Consider the following 16,485-nt stretch of genomic DNA (forward strand, 5'->3'; position numbering starts at 1 on the left):
ACCCCCTCTTACTTGCCGATGAGGCCCTCGTCCCGCAGGAACTTCAGCGCCGCCTGCTGAGGCGTGGCCCCGTCGATGTCGATCATCCCGTTGAGCTCGATGATCTTCTCCTGAGTGAGCCTGTCGCCGATCAGCTTCGCCAGCTTCTCCAGCTGCGGGTACTTCTTCGCGGTCTCGTCCTTCACCGTCATCCCCAGCAGCTGGGTGATGATGTGGCCGCGGTCGTCCTCCAGGACCTTCAGGTCCATGGACTTGATGCGGGCGTCGGTGGTGAAGACCTCGGCGAAGTTGCAGGGGCTCTGCTTGGCGACGTTGACGAAGTTCAGCGCGAAGGCGTTCTGGGTGACCTGCGAGGGCGGGAAGCGGACGTCGTACGTGTCCGACATGTTCTCCAGCTCCCGGTCCAGGAACTCCGAGGCGCCGCACAGCGTCAGCTCGTCCGGATGCTCCTTGGCGAGCTTGCGCCAGTCGCTCATCTTGTTGACCTTGCCCGCCGGGCCCTTGGCGTCCTTGGCCCGCGCGATGGCGTACTGGTCGCCGAACTTCGCCGGGCCGAACCAGGTGACCTTGTTCTGCTTGTGGTCGAGCCGCGCGGTCTCGGTGAACTGCTTCTTCGCGTCCGGAAGCACCGAGTCCTTCTGCAGGAACTCCGTCCACCCGGTGCCCGCATAGTCCCAGTAGACGTCAACGTCGCCGCTGAGCAGCGACTTCCGCACGATGGTGGTGCCCATGAGGCCGGTCTGGTCCTTGGCCTTGGCCCCGGTGGCTTCGAGCGCGTAGATCAGGATCTGCCCGAGGACCAGCTGCTCGGTGAACTCCTTCGAGCCGACGGTGAGCGACGCCCCCTTCAGGTCCACCTCCTTGGCCAGGCTGCCGCCCTTCAGCTGCGCGGCGGTGGCGGTGGAGGGCAGGTCCGTACCGGCGGAAGAGGACCCGCAGCCGGCGGCGAAGGCGAGCGGGAGGACGGCCAGCAGCGCCAGGGGGCGCTTCAGCCTCGGACGATGACGGTTCACGACAGCCCCCGGGGCTTGAGGAGGTCTTCCACGATGCCCGCCGCCCAGTCGACGAGCAGCGCCAGCGCGGCGACCATCACGCTGCCGGAGAGCAGCACCAGGTCGCGGCTGGAGTTGATGCCGTTGTTGATGACGTCGCCGAGGCCGCCGGCGCCCACGAAGGTGGCCAGCGCGACCGTGCCGACGGTGATGACCAGCGCGGTCCGTACCCCCGCGAGGATCACCGGCACCGCCAGCGGCAGCTCGATCCGCCGCAGCACCGCGCCCTTCGTCATGCCCATCCCGCGGGCCGACTCGATCACCGAGCGGTCGACCTGCTGCAGCCCGGCGATGGTGTTGCGGAGGACGGGGAGGATGCCGTACGCGAGGAAGGCGATGACCGCGATCTCGTTGACGCCGAGGGTCTCGAAGCTCACGGCCAGGAGGACGATCAGGCCGAGCGACGGCAGCGCCTGGCCGATGTTCGCGACGACCAGGATCGGCGACGCCCAGCGGCGCGCCCAGGGGCGGGTGAGCAGGATGCCCGCCGGGATGGCGACCACCAGGATCAGCGCGGTCGTCAGCAGCGTCAGGCCGAGGTGGTCGACGATTCGGCTGGTGAGATAGTCGGCGTTCAGGCTGCGGCGCTCGATGCGGTCGAGGTCCTTGCCGGAGACGTAGAGGTACGTCGCCAGCAGCGCGGCGCCGACGAGCAGCGGCATCAGCGCGTAGCGCCCGTACGCCAGCAGCGGCGAGCGCGGCCGCACCCGGGGCGCGGCGGCGTCGGCGCGCGGCTCTGCGATGACCGCCATCGCTTATGACACCTCCTGGCTCTGCCCGGCCGGGGAGTTGGCGCCGTGGATGAGGGTGCGGAGCGAGTCGAGCTCCAGGACGCCGCGGTAGCGGCCTTCGGCGTCGGTGACGACGTGGCCGGTGGAGCTGAGGGTGAGCATCCGGTCCAGGGCCTCGTAGAGGGTGTCGGCCGGGCCGAGGGAGCCGAGCAGCGGCACCGTCTGGCCGTCCTCGCCGGCCTTGTCGGCGGGCAGCCAGCCGACCGGCTTGCGGTCGGCGTCGAGGACGAGCAGGAAGCCGCGGTCCGTGCCGGCGGCGGCGACCCGGCGCTGGTCCGCGGAGGCGTCCTCGGCGATCGTCGGCCAGCCGTCCGGCACCTCGACGTCGCCGAGCCTGCTGAGGCTGAGCCGGCGCACGGCGGCGCCCGCGCCGATGAAGGACGAGACGAAGTCGTTCGCGGGCTCGGAGAGGATCTTCTCGGGGGTGTCGTACTGCTCCACCCGCCCGTTCTGCGCGAAGATCGCGATCCGGTCGCCCATCTTCACGGCCTCGTCGATGTCGTGGGTGACGAAGACGATGGTCTTCTTCAGCTCGGCCTGGATGCGCAGGAACTCGTTCTGCAGCGCCTCCCGGTTGAGCGGGTCGATGGCGCCGAACGGCTCGTCCATCAGCATCACTTCGGGATCCCCGCCCAGCGCGCGGGCGACGCCGACGCGCTGCTGCTGGCCGCCGGAGAGCTGCTTGGGGAAGCGACGGCGATACGTGTCGGGGTCCAGGCCGACGAGATTGAGGAGCTCATCGACGCGGGCCGCCACGCGGTCCTTGGACCAGCCGAGCATCCGCGGGACGGTCGCGATGTTGTCGGCGACGGTGCGGTGCGGGAAGAGCCCTGTCTGCTGGATGGTGTAGCCCATGCGGCGGCGGAGGAGGTCGGGGTTCTCCTGGGTTACGTCCTTGCCGTCGAGGTAAATGCGCCCGGAGGTGGGCTCGATGAGCCGGTTGATCAGCTTCATGGTGGTGGTCTTGCCGCACCCGGAAGGGCCGACGAGGACGACGATCTCGCCGGCGGGTATGTCCAGCGTCAGGTTGTCGACCGCGGGTTCGCCGTGCCCGTCGTACGACTTGGTGAGGTTCTCGAGGCGAATGGTTCCGGTCTCGGTCCCGGTCTCGGTCATGCGGCGAGCCCTCTCGATGTCGTAAGGCGGTTCAGCAGCGCGAAGGCCGCATCGAACAGCACCGCGAGCACGATGATCGCCGCGGCGCCCTCGATGGTCAGGTAGATCGCGAAGGGGGTGCCGGCCTTGTCCAGGCCCTGCAGGATGAGGTTGCCGAGCCCGGGCCCGTTGACGGCGGCGGCAATCGCCGCGATCCCGAGCAGCAGTTGGGCCGCGACCCGCAGCCCGGTCACGATGACCGGCCAGGCGAGCGGCAGCTCCACGCTCAGCAGGATCTTCGCCCGGCTCATCCCCATGCCACGCGCCGACTCCACCACCGCCGGGTCGACTTCGCGCAGCCCGACGACGGCGTTACGGATGATCGGCAGCAGGGCGTACATCGTCAGCGCCACGATGGCGGGCCCGTTGCCCAGCCCGAGCGGCGTGATGAGCAGGCCGAAGAGCGCGTACGACGGGATCGTCAGGAAGACCCCGGCGATCCCGAGCACGGCGGCACGCGGCAGCGAGGTGCGGTAGATAAGCACCGCAAGCGGCAGCCCGATCGCCACCGCGATACCGAGTCCTTCGAGGACCAGCACCGCATGATCGACCGTGGCATCCCGCACCTCCGGCCAATTACCGGAGAGAAAGTCGTAGAAGCCCACGGCGCGCCCCTACCCCACGCGCCTCCACCCGAACGTCACGGAACCATAAATGTGCAGGTCAAAGCGCTACGACTTAGCACTCTTCGCCAGATATGCGAGCAGATCCTGCCGCGATACGACCCCGGAGGGCTTGCCCTCTATCAGCACGACGGCGGCGTCGGCCCCTTCAAGCACCTGCATCAGGTCCGCCACGGGCTCCCCGGAGCCGACCTGCGGCAGCGGCGGCGACATGTGCCCTTCGAGGGGGTCGCCGAGCTCGGCGCGCTTCGCGAACAGGGCATCGAGCAGCTCCCGTTCGACGACGGAACCGATGACCTCGGCGGCCATCACATCCGGATGCCCGGCGCCCGGCTTGACGATGGGCATCTGCGACACCCCGTACTCCCGCAGCACTTCAATCGCCTGCCCGACGGTCTCGTCCGGGTGCATGTGGACGAGGGTGGGCAGCGCGCCCTCCTTGTCCCGCAGCACGTCAGCGACGCTGCCGGAGGTCCCGCCCTCCTCGAGGAAGCCGTAGTCGGCCATCCATTCATCGTTGAAGAGTTTACTCATGTAGCCGCGCCCGCTGTCCGGCAGCAGCACCACCACCGTGTCGTCGCGGCCGAGGCGCGCCGCCACTCGGAGGGCCGCCACCACGGCCATGCCGCAGGAGCCGCCGACCAGGAGGCCCTCCTCCTTGGCGAGGCGGCGGGTCATCTGGAAGGAGTCCTTGTCGGAGACGGCGACGATCTCGTCGGGGATCGCGGCGTCGTACGCGGTCGGCCAGAAGTCCTCGCCGACGCCCTCGACGAGGTACGGGCGCCCGGAGCCGCCGGAGTAGACGGAGCCCTCGGGGTCGGCGCCGATGACCTTGACCCGGCCGTCGGAGATCTCCTTGAGGTAGCGGCCCGTACCCGAAATGGTGCCGCCCGTGCCGACGCCGGCGATGAAGTGCGTGATCCGCCCATCCGTCTGCTGCCACAGCTCGGGGCCCGTGGAGTGGTAGTGGGAGAGCGGGTTGTTCGGGTTGCTGTACTGGTCCGGCTTCCAGGCGCCCGGGGTCTCGCGCATCAGGCGGTCGGAGACGTTGTAGTACGAGTCGGGGTGCTCGGGGTCGACGGCCGTCGGGCAGACCACGACCTCGGCGCCGTACGCCCGCAGCACATTGATCTTGTCGGTGGAGACCTTGTCAGGGCAGACGAAGATGCACTTGTAGCCCTTCTGCTGGGCCACCATCGCAAGCCCCACGCCGGTATTGCCCGAGGTCGGCTCGACGATCGTGCCGCCGGGCTGCAGCTCGCCCGACTTCTCCGCCGCCTCGATCATCCGGATCGCGATCCGGTCCTTCACGGAGCCGCCGGGATTGAAGTACTCCACCTTGGCCAGCACGGTCGCCTGGAGGCCTGCCGTGACACGGGTCAGCTTGACCAACGGGGTGTTGCCGACGAGATCGATCATGGACTCGTAATACTGCACCGCATGCTCCAGGTGATCAGCACGTTGTTGCGTTGGGGACGGAATCGGGCAACAAGCTCTTAGTACGTCTGCCGCCGCAACGGAGAGGTGGGGCCCAGCCTATGACGATGTCGAGGGCGCGCGTGGCACGGCGCATCGCGGCGGCGGCGGCTTATGGCGGCGGCGGGATCGGACTGATGGGCGGACTGGCGGTGGGCCTGGTGCTGACCGAGGTCCGGCTGGCCCGGCGGACCGTGGGCGGCTCGGACGACGAGCCGCCGCGGGCGGACGGCCTGTACGGGGCGCCCTTCGGGCGCGGTGCGGCCGGGACGCGGGACGGGCTGCGCGGCGGCGAGCCGCTGCGGCTCGGCTTCCTCGGCGACTCGACGGCCGCGGGCCAGGGCGTGCACCGGCCGCGGCAGACGCCGGGGGCGCTGCTGGCGTCCGGGCTCGCGGCGGTGGCGGAGCGGCCCGTGGAGCTGCGGAACGTGGCGCTGCCCGGCGCCCAGTCCGACGACCTGGAGCGGCAGGTCACGCAGCTGCTCGACGAGTTCGGCTTCCGACCCGACGTGGTGGTGGTGATGATCGGCGCGAATGACGTCACCCACCGGATGCCGCCCGCCCAGTCCGTACGGCATCTGACCGGGGCGGTCCGTCGGCTGCGCACGGCGGGCGCCGAGGTGGTGGTCGGCACCTGCCCGGACCTCGGGACGATCGAGCCGGTGTACCAACCGCTGCGGTGGCTGGCGCGGCGGATGTCGCGGCAGCTGGCGGCGGCGCAGACGATCGGGGTGCTGGAGGAGTCGGGGCGGACGGTGTCGCTGGGCGATCTGCTGGGGCCGGAGTTCGAGGCGAATCCGCGGGTGATGTTCGGCCCGGACAACTACCACCCGTCGGCGGACGGGTACGCGACGGCGGCCATGGCCGTACTGCCGACGCTGTGTGCCGCGCTCGGCCTGTGGCCGGCGGAGGACGAGCGGCCGGACGCCCGCCGCGAGGAGGGCTTCCTGCCGGTGGCCGCGGCGGCGGCGAAGGCCGCGGAGGAGGGCGGCACGGAGGTCGCGGCGGTGCCCGCGCCGGCGGGGCGGGGGCCGTGGGCGCTGCTCAAGCACCGGCGGAGGCGGCGGGTGGCGCCGCCGGAGGACGAGCCGGCGAACGCGGCGTAGGCGCGATCCGGGGGCTGCGTGCGTAGGGCTGCGTGCGTACGGCTCCGTGCGTACGGCTCCGTGCGTACGGTTCAGCAGGCCCTGATCACCGGGTTCGGCTCAGCGCCTGCGCCGGGAAGGCAGCCCCCGTCAGCTCCTCCGAGACCGCCCACAGCCGCCGCGCCACCGCCCCGTCCTTCGCCCGCGCCGAGCGCCCCACCAGCTCCGCCTCGCCACGCCGCTCCAGGAAGCCGCTCGGCCCCGCGTAGGCGTTGCCGGGGACATCGGCCGTCGCGGCGTACAACGTCGGCCGCGCCCCACCCTCATCGCTCTGCGCGACGACGCGGACCACCGCGTTCTCCAGGCGGTGCCGCAACCGGCTCCGCCCGGCCGGCCGCAGCAGGCTCGTGGCGGCCAGCCCCGGGTGCGCGGCGGTCGCGAGCACCGGCGATCCGGCCTCCGTGAGGCGCCGCTGCAGCTCGGCGATGAAGAGCAGGTTGGCGAGCTTGGACTGCGCGTACGCGGAGAACGGCCGATAGGCCTTGCGCTCCCAGTTGAGGTCGTCGAAGTCGATCACGCCGCGCCGGTGACCGGTGGACGAGACGGTGACGACGCGCTGCCGGATGCGCGGCAGCAGCAGGTTGGTGAGGGCGAAGTGCCCCAGGTGGTTGGTGCCGAACTGCAGCTCGAAGCCGTCGGCGGTGCGGGTGAGCGGCGGGATCATCACGCCGGCGTTGTTGATCAGTACGTCGACGGGCTCGTCGAAGTCGTCGGCGAAGGCCCGGACCGACGCGAGGTCGGCGAGGTCGAGCCGGCGGACGTGGACGTCGCCGGTCATCGTGGCGGCGGCTTCCCGGCCCTTGTCGGCGTTACGGACGGCGAGCACGACGCGCGCGCCCTGCGCTGCGAGCGCGCGGGCGGCGGCCCGGCCGATCCCGCTGTTGGCCCCGGTGATGACGAAGGTGCGCTCCGCCGGAGAAGGCAATGTAGTCATGAGCAACAATGTAGGCGCTGGCAACAATGTCGTCAACGCAAACATCTCGCGGCTACCCTGGATCACATGCCGGACCCGAGCGACGACCGCGCCGATGACCGCCCGTACCACCACGGAAACCTCCGCACCGCCCTGCTGGACGCCGCCGAGGAGCGGCTGCGGGAGCAGGGCGCCGAGAGGCTGTCCCTGCGGGATCTGGCCCGGGCGATCGGCGTCAGCCACGGCGCCCCGCGCCGGCACTTCGCCGACCGGCAGGCGCTGCTGGACGCGCTGGCGGTGGCCGGGTTCGGGCGGCTGGACGCGACCCTGCGCGCCGCGCTCGAGGACGCAGGACCTGACTTCCCGGCGCGACTGCGGGCCGCCATGCACACGTACGTCCGCTTCGCCGCGGAGAACACCGCGCTGCTGGAGCTGATGTACGCCCGCAAGCACCGGCCGGACGCGGACCGCATCGTCGAGTCCGCGGAGGCCGCGCTGGGGCTGATGACCGACCTGATCCTCCAGGGCCAGGCGGAGGGCGCGCTCCAGCAGGGGCCGCCGGAGCGGATCGGGATCGTCCTGTTCGCCACCCTCCAGGGCATCGCCACGCTGACGACCGTCGACTTCGTACCGCCGGAGCTGCTGGACGGCCTGGTGGAGGACGCGGCCGGGCAGTTCCTGCGCGGGGCCGCACCGCATGAGTGACTGTGACCAGCACCACCCTGACACCTGAGCGCTTGCTTAGCGTCCGAACTCCTGGGTAGCTTCCGCAGAAGACCCGCACTCCCTCAGCGCCAATGGAGCCGTGATGCCCGAAGCCGTGATCGTGTCAGCCGCTCGCACGCCGATCGGGAGGGCGGGCAAGGGCTCGCTCAAGGACGTCCGCCCGGACGACCTGACCGCCGGCATCGTCAAGGCCGCCCTGGACAAGGTGCCGGGCCTCGACCCGCACGACATCGACGACCTCATGCTCGGCTGCGGCCTGCCCGGCGGCGAGCAGGGCCACAACCTGGGCCGGGTGGTCGCGGTGCAGCTCGGCATGGACCACCTGCCGGGCTGCACCATCACCCGCTACTGCAGCTCCTCCCTCCAGACGACCCGGATGGCGATGCACGCCATCAAGGCAGGCGAGGGCGATGTCTTCATCTCCGCGGGCGTCGAGACCGTCTCGCGTTACGTGAACGGCTCCTCGGACGGCATGCCGGGCACCCACAACGACGCCGTGTTCGGGGCCGCCGAGGCCCGTACGGCCGAGGTCGCCGAGAAGGGCGCGGCGAGCTGGCATGACCCGCGCGAGGACGGCAAGGCTCCGGACGTCTACATCGCCATGGGCCAGACCGCGGAGAACCTCGCCCGGATGAAGGGCATCACCCGCCAGGACATGGACCAGTTCGGCGTACGCTCCCAGAACCTCGCCGAGAAGGCCATCGCGGACGGCTTCTGGGCCCGCGAGATCACCCCGGTCACCACCCCGGACGGCACGGTCGTCAGCAAGGACGACGGGCCGCGGGCGGGCGTGAGCCTGGAGGGCGTCTCCGGCCTGAAGCCGGTGTTCCGCCCCGACGGGCTGGTCACGGCGGGCAACTGCTGCCCGCTGAACGACGGCGCCGCGGCACTCGTCATCATGTCCGACACAAAGGCGCGTGAGCTTGGTCTCACGCCCCTCGCGCGCATCGTTTCCACCGGAGTGTCCGGACTATCGCCGGAGATCATGGGTCTCGGCCCGGTGGAGGCCAGCAAGCAGGCCCTCGCCCGCGCCGGGATGTCGATCGGCGACATCGACCTCGTGGAGATCAACGAGGCCTTCGCCGCGCAGGTCATCCCGTCCTACCGCGACCTGGGCATCGACATCGACAAGCTCAACGTCAACGGCGGTGCGATCGCCGTGGGCCACCCCTTCGGGATGACGGGCGCGCGCATTACGACGACCCTGATCAACTCGCTCCAGTGGCACGACAAGCAGTTCGGCCTGGAGACGATGTGCGTGGGCGGCGGCCAGGGCATGGCGATGGTGCTGGAGCGCCTGAGCTAGCACGGACCTCATGGGGCGGGGCGGCCATAGTGCCGTACCCGCCCCTTTCAGGTACGGCAGGACCAAGGACCTGTCCGATTTATGCCTTTATGCACTGGGGGCGGTGTTCAGTACTCCGGCAGGCTGAGGTAGAAACTACGGGTTCCCTCTGCAGTCGGGAGTACGACAGTGAGCGTCACGAACATCGCCCTTGCGGTGGCCGCCGCCTCCGGCATGGCCCTCGGTGCCGCAGTCCTGCACAGCGTGCGCGGGCTGCGCAAGGACGTGGCCGAGCTGCGCTCCCGCCTTGCCGACACCCTGACCCACGATGCCGCCGCCCCCGATGTGCGGGTGCCGTCGGCCCGTACCGCCACTGAGGACGAGATACGGACCGCCGTGGCCCAGGCGCTCGCCGACGAGCGCGAGCGGGAGCTCGCCGAGGCGCGCGCCTTCTGGGCGGAGCAGGAGGCCCGGGAGGCGAGCGATGGCTCGATCTTCGACGGGACCGCCTTCGGTGGCGCGCTGTCCGGGGACGCGCTCTTCGGGGACGCGACGCCGTACCTGCCGCGCCAGGCCGACCTGGCCGGGCTGGAGCCGCTCTTCTCGGAGGCCGCGGAGGCGTACGCCGAGGTCGAGGGCGACGCCGCCGGCGACCTCTCGGACGCCGCCCCCGGCGAGTCCGCGGAGCTCGCGGCCGCTCGCCGCCGCCACCCCTCGCACCCGGACTTCAAGCCGCACGGCGGCTCGGCGGGCGAGCCGGCGATCGCCGACCACGAGCGCACGGTAGCGCGCCTGGAAGACCTCTCCGCGCTGCGCACGCCCCTGGTCGACGTGCGCCCCGGCCCCCTGGGCACCCTCGATGTCTACGTCTTCGCCGACGGCACCACCCTGTGCCTCTCCCCGGGCCACCGCGACACGGCCGACCGCCTGTCCGCAGCCCTCGTGGGCGGCATGGAACCCATCCTCCTGGGCGGCTCCGCGGTCTCGGGCGCCTTCGCCCTGACCTTCGAGTGCGCGGAGGAGAGCGTGTACGTCCTGGCGGACCGGGTCATCGCTTCGCTGTAGCTTCAGATACGGGCCGCGGTCTGCTCGAGCAGCCGCAACGCCTCGTCCAGCTCGCGCGCCGCTTCCTCCCCGGAGGGGGCGGCGCGCAGCGCTTCCGCGAGGTCGATGCCCGCTACCGCGACCTGGTCCCCGACCGCGAACTCCCCGGCGTCCGGCATCTCGTACCGCACCGCGCCGAACTCGGCGCGTTGCGCCCGCGCCCCCAACTCCCGCGCCAGCGCAAGACCCTCCGCCGCAGCCCCCTGCCGCAGCCGCGACTGTGGAAGCGCCCGCAAGCGCGAAGCCACCTGGTCAACGGCGGTCAGGAGCGATGTCACATCGTGCACCATCCGACCCTATCGAGGATCCGCGGCCCAATCGGCCGCACCGCATGGTTGCCAACAGCCCAACGCTCAGGCACGGTGCAGAGAAGGACGGCTTACCCGGAGGCGCCGATGTCCCAAGTCTTTTCCCAGGAAACCCACCGGAACCTGCTCTCCCGAATCCCCCACTGCACCGGTCGTGAAGTATCCGACTGGATGCACACCGTAGAAGAAGGCCCCTGCTTCCTCCGCTTCGAGGAGAAGGTGAGCTGGCTGCGTGGCGAGCATGACCTCGCGTACGGCCATGCCAAGGCGATCGTCCACGAATACGACCTGAGGCGAGCCGCACGGAAGTTGCTCTAGCCAGGGACACCGAGACGTACTCACACCAGGACACCGAAGAGCCCGCCGGGAACGGATCCCGACGGGCTCTTCACACGAATCAAACCGGCTAGTCGTTGCCCTGCAAGATCGCCACGAGCCGCAGCATCTCCAGGTAGATCCAGACCAGCGTCACGGTCAGACCGAAGGCCGCCAGCCAGGACTCCTCCTTCGGGGCGCCGTAGGCGATGCCGTCCTCGATCTGCTTGAAGTTCAGCGCGAGGACCGCGGCGCCGATCAGGACGCCGAGGGAGCCGAAGATGATGCCGAGGCCGCCCGTGCGGAGGCCGAGGCCGTCGCCGCCGCCGATGACGGCGACGAGCAGGTTGACCGCGGCCAGCAGCACGAAGCCGATGAGCGCGGCGACCACGAAGCGCTGGAAGCGGGCGTTGACCCGGATGATGCGGGTCTTGTACATGACCAGCACACCGGCGGACACCGCCATCGTGCCGAGCACGGCCTGCATCGGGGCGCCGGACCAGCGCTCGTTGTAGACCTGGCTGATGACCCCGAGGAACACACCCTCGAAGGCTGCGTAAGCCAGGATCAGCGCAGGCGAGGGCTTGCGCTTGAACGAGTTCACCATCGCCAGCACGAAGCCGATCAGGGCGGCGGCGAAGCCGACGCCGATCGGCAGCTCGGCGATCCACGAGGCCGCGGCCGCGATGACGACGACGCCGAGCGTCATCCCCGTCTTGGCGACGACATCGTCCATCGTCATCCGGCCCGGAGCGGCCGGCGGGGCATAGCCCTGCTGCTGGTCGGCGGGCGCGTAGGGGTTGGTGGCGTACGGGTTCGGGGCGGTGGCCTGCTGCTGCGCGTACGGGTTGCCGGCTGTGGCAGTGGCGGGGCCCCCGGCCTGCGGCGGCGCGTCAAAGCCCGCGTAGCCGCCGGTGCGGCTGAACCCACGTCGCGAGAAGACCGGGTTGCTGCTCCTCATCTCACTCCTCCATGGCCGCACTGCGCGGCCTTGTCCCCAGGGTAATGGGTAAGCAAAGAAATCGCGCTAGGCCCCCAGGAGGATCTTTACCCAGCCTTGCCAGGGAGAACGAACGGGCAGCGCTCCTGATTCCCGCGCTCAGCGGCGCTCGGCATGCGCTCAGCGGCACTCAGCCGCGCCCTCCTGGACACTCCGCAGCGGCGCCCGCACCCTGCGTAAAGGCAAGGGGGCGCCGGGAGGTGCCCGGAGCCGGACTTGAATTCTCCCCGGCCCCCGCCGTGACCAGCGGAAACGCTCTGAGCTGCGACGGAGGCATCCTCGTAGCTCGGTCTCGATCCTTCTCGATCCTTCTCAATCCGCCTCGACCCGAGTCCGTGTTCCCGCGGGAACACGGCCACCCAGGAACCATGGGCCGGGCGCCCCGGCAGCCCTCGCGGGCCGCGACGAGCCAAGTGTTCGTCAGCGGATACCGCTGTCCGTATCGGGCCGCGGCAGCTCGTCAAGGTCGAGAGTGTAGGTACGGCCGTCAGCCAGCTCGATGGGGAGTTTTCCGGTGCCGTACTTGTGCGTGCGGGCCGTGATGTAGCCGGAGCCGTTGGACTCGGTATGGACGACGACCTCCGCTGCGTACGGGTCCACCACCAGATAGACCGGGATGCCATAGCGGCCGTACTTGGCGGTGCAGTCGTCGTAGTCGTTGCGCGCCGAGGAGACAGACACGACCTCCGCGATCAGCAACACGTCCTCGAAGCCGTACCGCTTGCCCTGCCGCTGCGCGTCCTCACGCAGGATGGCGAAGTCGGGGGCGGAGTGCTCGTCGGCGGGGAAGTCGATGTAGACGTCTGAAGCGGTCTTGGCATGACGGCCGAGAGCAAGGGAGTCGATCTGCATCGACTTGATCGTGCTTGAGTGCTCAAAGCTCTGCGGTGTCATGATCACCTTACCGTCGGCACCGAAGAAGACCGAGTATCCGGCGGGGAACTCTGTGTGCGCGATCGGGCCAACGCTCATCCGCTGCTCCTTCCCGTCCCCGTCAGGATACGGGCGCCAGCAGCCACCCGACGGGTTCACCCTCGTCCGCACCCACCTGCATCTGAGTGACCGGCCGTGCCAGGACTCTCGAAGGTTCACAGGACGCGCCACGATCTGCTGCGGGTCGAGGCGGACAGTTCCCTTGACCGGCGGGTCAGGCGGCGCGCACTACGGCTGCAGGTGGTGCAGGCAGGCGCTACTGGCCGTCGTGGAGTGCCTGGGTCATCTGTTCGCCAATGACCCTGATGGGGCCCCGGTAGGCATGCAAGGTGACGTTGACGTCCTTGAGCTGCCAGGCGTTATCGACATCGTCATCGGTGACGACGAGTTCGAGGTGGTCGTCCAGGGGGCACATGTGTACGCCTTTGAGGACGGTCAGGAACTGGGCCGCACCCTTGTTCCCGCCGTACATTCCATAGCTGGCCAGGGTGGCGGGCTTGTCGTGCCATTCGTGGAACAGGAAGTCGACCGCGTTCGTCAGTACAGCGGGGTAGCCCCAGCTGTGCTGGGGGAAGACGAATAGGAAGCCGCTGTAGCCGCTGGCCGTGCGGCTCCACGCGCGGGTGTGCTCGTGCTCGTACTGATCAAGCGCGGCCTTGAGCGGTTCGTCCATCATCAGCCTGTACGGACGCCGACGCCGCATCGGAACGGATGGTCATGTGCAGGCTCCCCGACGAGCAGCTGGAAGTTCATGTAGGGCATGCACCAGCTTCGCGCACGGCCCACAGCAGTCCCTTACACCACGCCCCGAGCTGTGAGCTTGTGACAAGATCGCGGGATGCTTCGACTCACCGATTTCATTATCGACTGCCCGGACACGATGAAGCTGGCGGCTTTCTACGCGGAGGTGACGGGCCGTCCGACCAAGGAAGACAGCTCCGAGGACTGGGCCGGCATCCAGTTCGGGGAGATCGAGCTGGCATTCATCCGGGTGGACGACTACCGCGCTCCGCAGTGGCCCGACAGCGAGCACCCCAAGCAGTTCCACCTCGACTTCGAAGTGGACGAGATCGAGTCCGAGCAGCGCCGCGTCCTCGACCTCGGCGCGACGCTAAGGCAAGACTTCATCGGCCCCAACGGCTACGGCTGGCAGATCTACACCGACCCGATCGGTCACCCCTTCTGCCTGTGCCGCAACAAGGGCGTCACCTGGACCGACCAGGGCCCGGTTTGGCCCAAACGTGACTAGGCGGGCTGGGGTGCAGCTCGTTGCTGAATGTCGTTCAGCTCCGGGCTACGCGGTGGCAGGCAGAACAGCTCCACCCCGGTCCTGGCACCTGCTCGCGGCGGCCCTTGACCGCCTTGGCCGTGTGCGCTGAGGCGTTGTCCAGTAGCCGTGGCCGTCGCGCTCGCGCGCCGAGCCCTCTTACCGGACACCCCGGGCGGGTCATCCGGCACCTTGACGCCGCCGTGGAGGCGGCGAGCCGCCACGCGGCACGTGGCCACGCCGCACTCCAACAGGTCGGCGACCTCATGGGCCGTCTCGCCACGGGCCGAGCAGCCGGATGCACCCCGCCGGCTGCCGGGTGCAGGTCGGAACTCACCAATTGGTCCGGCCGCGGAATACTTCGCGGCTGCGCGGGGTGTCGCGCTCCATCTCCCAGCTTGCTACCTACGGGCACAGTCGGGCGATCTCCGCGCCCTTCGTCGGAACGACCCCCGTACTGGCCGTCTCGCCGACGGCTCGTACCTGTCGGCGATCGGCACCGTGCAGGTCCGCATCATCGACGCGCAGATCGCGGTGACCCGCACCGACGGCTCCGCCTTCACCGGCACCTACCGGCTGATTACCATACTCACCGATGCCCGCCACCACCCCGCCACGTAGACCTCTACCACCAGCGGTGGGAACACGGGTCCGCCTGCTATGCCCTACGCCACGCGATGCTGAAGGTACGCATCCTGCGCTGCCACAAGATCGGCCCCGGCCTCTGCACCGCAACTGCATGGGCACCAACGCCCTTGCGTGACCTTCAAGAACGCTAACTGCCCGGCCATGGAGTGGGCCCTTCTCAGGGGCTGCCTGGTGTCTGACGATAGTGACGGCTGGTGATGTCCGCCGCTCAGGCCTGCCTATCCTGCGGATACCATCGGAGTTCGATGGTATTTCCGTCTGGATCTTGAATATAGATCGACTGCGCCTGGCCGCGTGCGCCGAAGCGGTCGACTGGACCATCCAGTACGGTAAAGGCGCCGGAGGCGATGACCTCCTGCCAGTCCAGTGGCTCAACGACCAGGCAGATGTGGTCCACGTTCGACTCGATGTGTGGCTGGCTCAGGAAGTCGATAATCGTGGTCGGGCTTATCCGTACCGACGGGAACGGCACCGTGCCTGCTCGCCACTCCTCCACCCGTACCGAATCCAGGCCCAACGTCCCGCAGTAGAAGTCCAGGGCTCGTTCAACGTCATCCACGTTGAGCACCAGATGGTCAAATTCCTTTACACGTACCTGCATGGCAGTCTGCCTTCCCATGATCGGGTTCGGGTGGGGCCAGGCCGATCGGGTGCGAGTCGACCGATAGGGGTGGAGAATTCGCCGCTGGACTCGGCAATTGCGGCTCGGTTCACCGCCTTGATCCCCTGCATTACGACACAGGGCACGACCGTGGTGCTCGGGGGACGCTGTTCCGACCGTGCCTGAGGAGGAACCCCGCGGCGCTCTGGGCGTCGCCGCAGTTGTTGACAGTGTTCGGTATCGGGGTCAGGGGCGGGTGTGCTTGCCGTCGAGCCATAGGGTGTCCGACTCGTCGCGGTGTGAGCCGTTCGTTCCGACGTGCTTGGCGTCGATCTTCGCGCCCTTCTTGATGACGTGCACGAGCGCCATCCCGTGCCCGCGGCCCAGGTCGTAGTCTTCCTTGAGCCACTGCAGGATCGTTCCCGCCTTCGTGGCCGGCTCGTCCAAGCCGCGCTCGTGCGCGAGGGCGATGAACGCACGCGGCGTCAGCCCGGTCTTGTCCTCGATCGTGTCCAGGTATGCCTGAAAAGACATGTTCTCCCCTTCTCGTCGGTGTACTGCCTGCTTGGCCACCGCCAGGGAGTGTCTGCCGGGGCGGTCTGAATCTGTAGACCGCCGCTGCATCCAGAACTCATCGCTCGCCGCGTGGTGATCCGGATCTTCTTCTCGTCACCCCGACCTCGAACGACACGTCGCGCATGCTCGCCCGTTCGTGGGTGCGCCGGTAGCCGGACGGCCTTCGTTGATCTTTCGTTCGGTCGGCTTGTGCCCACCGGCGCGATGTGCACCGCTGCACTAATAGTCAACGATTCGGCGGACCTCGACCTGTCCGTAGCGAGCCGTCGGTACCCGCTCGGCCCAGGCCAACGCGGCCTCCTCGTCTGCCACCTCGACCTCGATGTATCCGGCAGTCGTCGTCCCCGCGCCGATCACAGCGCCGACCCGCACCTGGGCGTGCCCATCCCGAACCGTGACGGTCCGGGCCTCGCCTGCCGGGTAAAACCCGGACTCGTGGACCAAGCTCCCAGCCGTCTTCAGCGCGGCATCAAGTTCCACCCATTCATCGATCTCACCGTGCCCAGGCCCCGCCTGCGCGGGGTCGTAGGCGTACACCAATGCGAACTTCATCCGCTGTCCCTTTCA

At 69.2% G+C, this 16,485-nt stretch carries 19 protein-coding genes; 6 read left to right on the forward strand and 13 right to left on the reverse strand.

Annotation, left to right across the window (positions count from 1 at the left end; translation table 11 throughout):
• Positions 1-8: 8 nt before the first annotated feature.
• From ACNNMR_RS17350 to ACNNMR_RS17370, 5 genes are all read right to left on the reverse strand, one after another.
• Positions 9-1,013, reverse strand: a complete 1,005-nt coding sequence (locus ACNNMR_RS17350; protein ID WP_419995522.1) for a glycine betaine ABC transporter substrate-binding protein — start codon at positions 1,011-1,013, stop codon at positions 9-11.
• Complete coding sequence (locus ACNNMR_RS17355) at positions 1,010-1,804, reverse strand: ABC transporter permease (RefSeq protein WP_419995523.1); 795 nt, start codon at positions 1,802-1,804, stop codon at positions 1,010-1,012. The genes ACNNMR_RS17350 and ACNNMR_RS17355 overlap by 4 nt, the downstream gene beginning before the upstream one ends.
• Positions 1,805-1,807: 3 nt before the next feature.
• A complete protein-coding gene (locus ACNNMR_RS17360) occupies positions 1,808-2,959 on the reverse strand; it encodes an ABC transporter ATP-binding protein (protein ID WP_419995524.1) in 1,152 nt (383 codons plus the stop codon).
• Entirely contained in the window at positions 2,956-3,603 is a 648-nt protein-coding gene (locus tag ACNNMR_RS17365) for an ABC transporter permease (protein WP_419995525.1), read from the reverse strand. The genes ACNNMR_RS17360 and ACNNMR_RS17365 overlap by 4 nt, the downstream gene beginning before the upstream one ends.
• A gap of 66 nt (positions 3,604-3,669) precedes the next feature.
• On the reverse strand, positions 3,670-5,058 hold the full coding sequence (locus tag ACNNMR_RS17370; RefSeq protein WP_419995526.1) for a cystathionine beta-synthase: 1,389 nt from the start codon (positions 5,056-5,058) through the stop codon (positions 3,670-3,672).
• Positions 5,059-5,159: 101 nt separating this feature from the next.
• On the opposite strand from ACNNMR_RS17370, the gene ACNNMR_RS17375 reads away from it, so the two are divergent.
• Positions 5,160-6,203, forward strand: coding sequence for an SGNH/GDSL hydrolase family protein (locus ACNNMR_RS17375; RefSeq protein ID WP_419995527.1), 1,044 nt, complete (start codon positions 5,160-5,162; stop codon positions 6,201-6,203).
• Positions 6,204-6,288: 85 nt separating this feature from the next.
• On the opposite strand, the gene ACNNMR_RS17380 is transcribed toward ACNNMR_RS17375, so the two are convergent.
• A complete protein-coding gene (locus ACNNMR_RS17380) occupies positions 6,289-7,176 on the reverse strand; it encodes an oxidoreductase (RefSeq protein ID WP_419995528.1) in 888 nt (295 codons plus the stop codon).
• 66 nt (positions 7,177-7,242) lie between these two features.
• On the opposite strand from ACNNMR_RS17380, the gene ACNNMR_RS17385 reads away from it, so the two are divergent.
• From ACNNMR_RS17385 to ACNNMR_RS17395, 3 genes are all read left to right on the forward strand, one after another.
• Positions 7,243-7,860 (forward strand): TetR/AcrR family transcriptional regulator, encoded by a 618-nt coding sequence (locus ACNNMR_RS17385; protein ID WP_419995529.1) that lies wholly within the window; start codon positions 7,243-7,245, stop codon positions 7,858-7,860.
• A gap of 103 nt (positions 7,861-7,963) precedes the next feature.
• A complete protein-coding gene (locus tag ACNNMR_RS17390) occupies positions 7,964-9,187 on the forward strand; it encodes an acetyl-CoA C-acetyltransferase (RefSeq protein WP_419995530.1) in 1,224 nt (407 codons plus the stop codon).
• A gap of 168 nt (positions 9,188-9,355) precedes the next feature.
• Positions 9,356-10,231 carry a hypothetical protein gene (locus ACNNMR_RS17395; RefSeq protein ID WP_419995531.1) on the forward strand — a complete coding sequence of 292 codons (876 nt, stop codon included), beginning with the start codon at positions 9,356-9,358 and terminating at the stop codon, positions 10,229-10,231.
• Positions 10,232-10,233: 2 nt separating this feature from the next.
• Here ACNNMR_RS17395 and ACNNMR_RS17400 read toward each other — a convergent pair whose 3' ends face one another.
• Complete coding sequence (locus ACNNMR_RS17400; RefSeq protein ID WP_419995532.1) at positions 10,234-10,560, reverse strand: hypothetical protein; 327 nt, start codon at positions 10,558-10,560, stop codon at positions 10,234-10,236.
• A 105-nt stretch (positions 10,561-10,665) separates the two neighbouring features.
• On the opposite strand from ACNNMR_RS17400, the gene ACNNMR_RS17405 reads away from it, so the two are divergent.
• The gene (locus ACNNMR_RS17405; RefSeq protein ID WP_419995533.1) at positions 10,666-10,896 is read left to right on the forward strand and encodes a DUF4287 domain-containing protein; all 231 of its coding nucleotides are present in this window, start codon (positions 10,666-10,668) and stop codon (positions 10,894-10,896) included.
• An 88-nt stretch (positions 10,897-10,984) separates the two neighbouring features.
• Here ACNNMR_RS17405 and ACNNMR_RS17410 read toward each other — a convergent pair whose 3' ends face one another.
• From ACNNMR_RS17410 to ACNNMR_RS17420, 3 genes are all read right to left on the reverse strand, one after another.
• On the reverse strand, positions 10,985-11,854 hold the full coding sequence (locus tag ACNNMR_RS17410) for a Bax inhibitor-1/YccA family membrane protein (protein WP_419995534.1): 870 nt from the start codon (positions 11,852-11,854) through the stop codon (positions 10,985-10,987).
• A gap of 459 nt (positions 11,855-12,313) precedes the next feature.
• Positions 12,314-12,865: a Uma2 family endonuclease gene (locus tag ACNNMR_RS17415; RefSeq protein ID WP_419995535.1), complete on the reverse strand. Its 552-nt coding sequence runs from the start codon at positions 12,863-12,865 to the stop codon at positions 12,314-12,316.
• A 217-nt stretch (positions 12,866-13,082) separates the two neighbouring features.
• Positions 13,083-13,499, reverse strand: coding sequence for an NADPH-dependent FMN reductase (locus tag ACNNMR_RS17420; RefSeq protein ID WP_419995536.1), 417 nt, complete (start codon positions 13,497-13,499; stop codon positions 13,083-13,085).
• A gap of 165 nt (positions 13,500-13,664) precedes the next feature.
• On the opposite strand from ACNNMR_RS17420, the gene ACNNMR_RS17425 reads away from it, so the two are divergent.
• The gene (locus ACNNMR_RS17425) at positions 13,665-14,075 is read left to right on the forward strand and encodes a VOC family protein (RefSeq protein ID WP_419995537.1); all 411 of its coding nucleotides are present in this window, start codon (positions 13,665-13,667) and stop codon (positions 14,073-14,075) included.
• Between the two features lie 874 nt (positions 14,076-14,949).
• On the opposite strand, the gene ACNNMR_RS17430 is transcribed toward ACNNMR_RS17425, so the two are convergent.
• From ACNNMR_RS17430 to ACNNMR_RS17440, 3 genes are all read right to left on the reverse strand, one after another.
• Entirely contained in the window at positions 14,950-15,342 is a 393-nt protein-coding gene (locus ACNNMR_RS17430) for a VOC family protein (RefSeq protein ID WP_419995538.1), read from the reverse strand.
• A 246-nt stretch (positions 15,343-15,588) separates the two neighbouring features.
• Positions 15,589-15,876, reverse strand: a complete 288-nt coding sequence (locus tag ACNNMR_RS17435; RefSeq protein WP_419995539.1) for a DUF4287 domain-containing protein — start codon at positions 15,874-15,876, stop codon at positions 15,589-15,591.
• 261 nt (positions 15,877-16,137) lie between these two features.
• A complete protein-coding gene (locus ACNNMR_RS17440; protein WP_419995540.1) occupies positions 16,138-16,470 on the reverse strand; it encodes a YciI family protein in 333 nt (110 codons plus the stop codon).
• Between the last annotated feature and the right edge of the window lie 15 nt (positions 16,471-16,485).

It is taken from the genome of Streptomyces boninensis (assembly GCF_048572725.1).
GTDB lineage: Bacteria > Actinomycetota > Actinomycetes > Streptomycetales > Streptomycetaceae > Streptomyces > Streptomyces boninensis.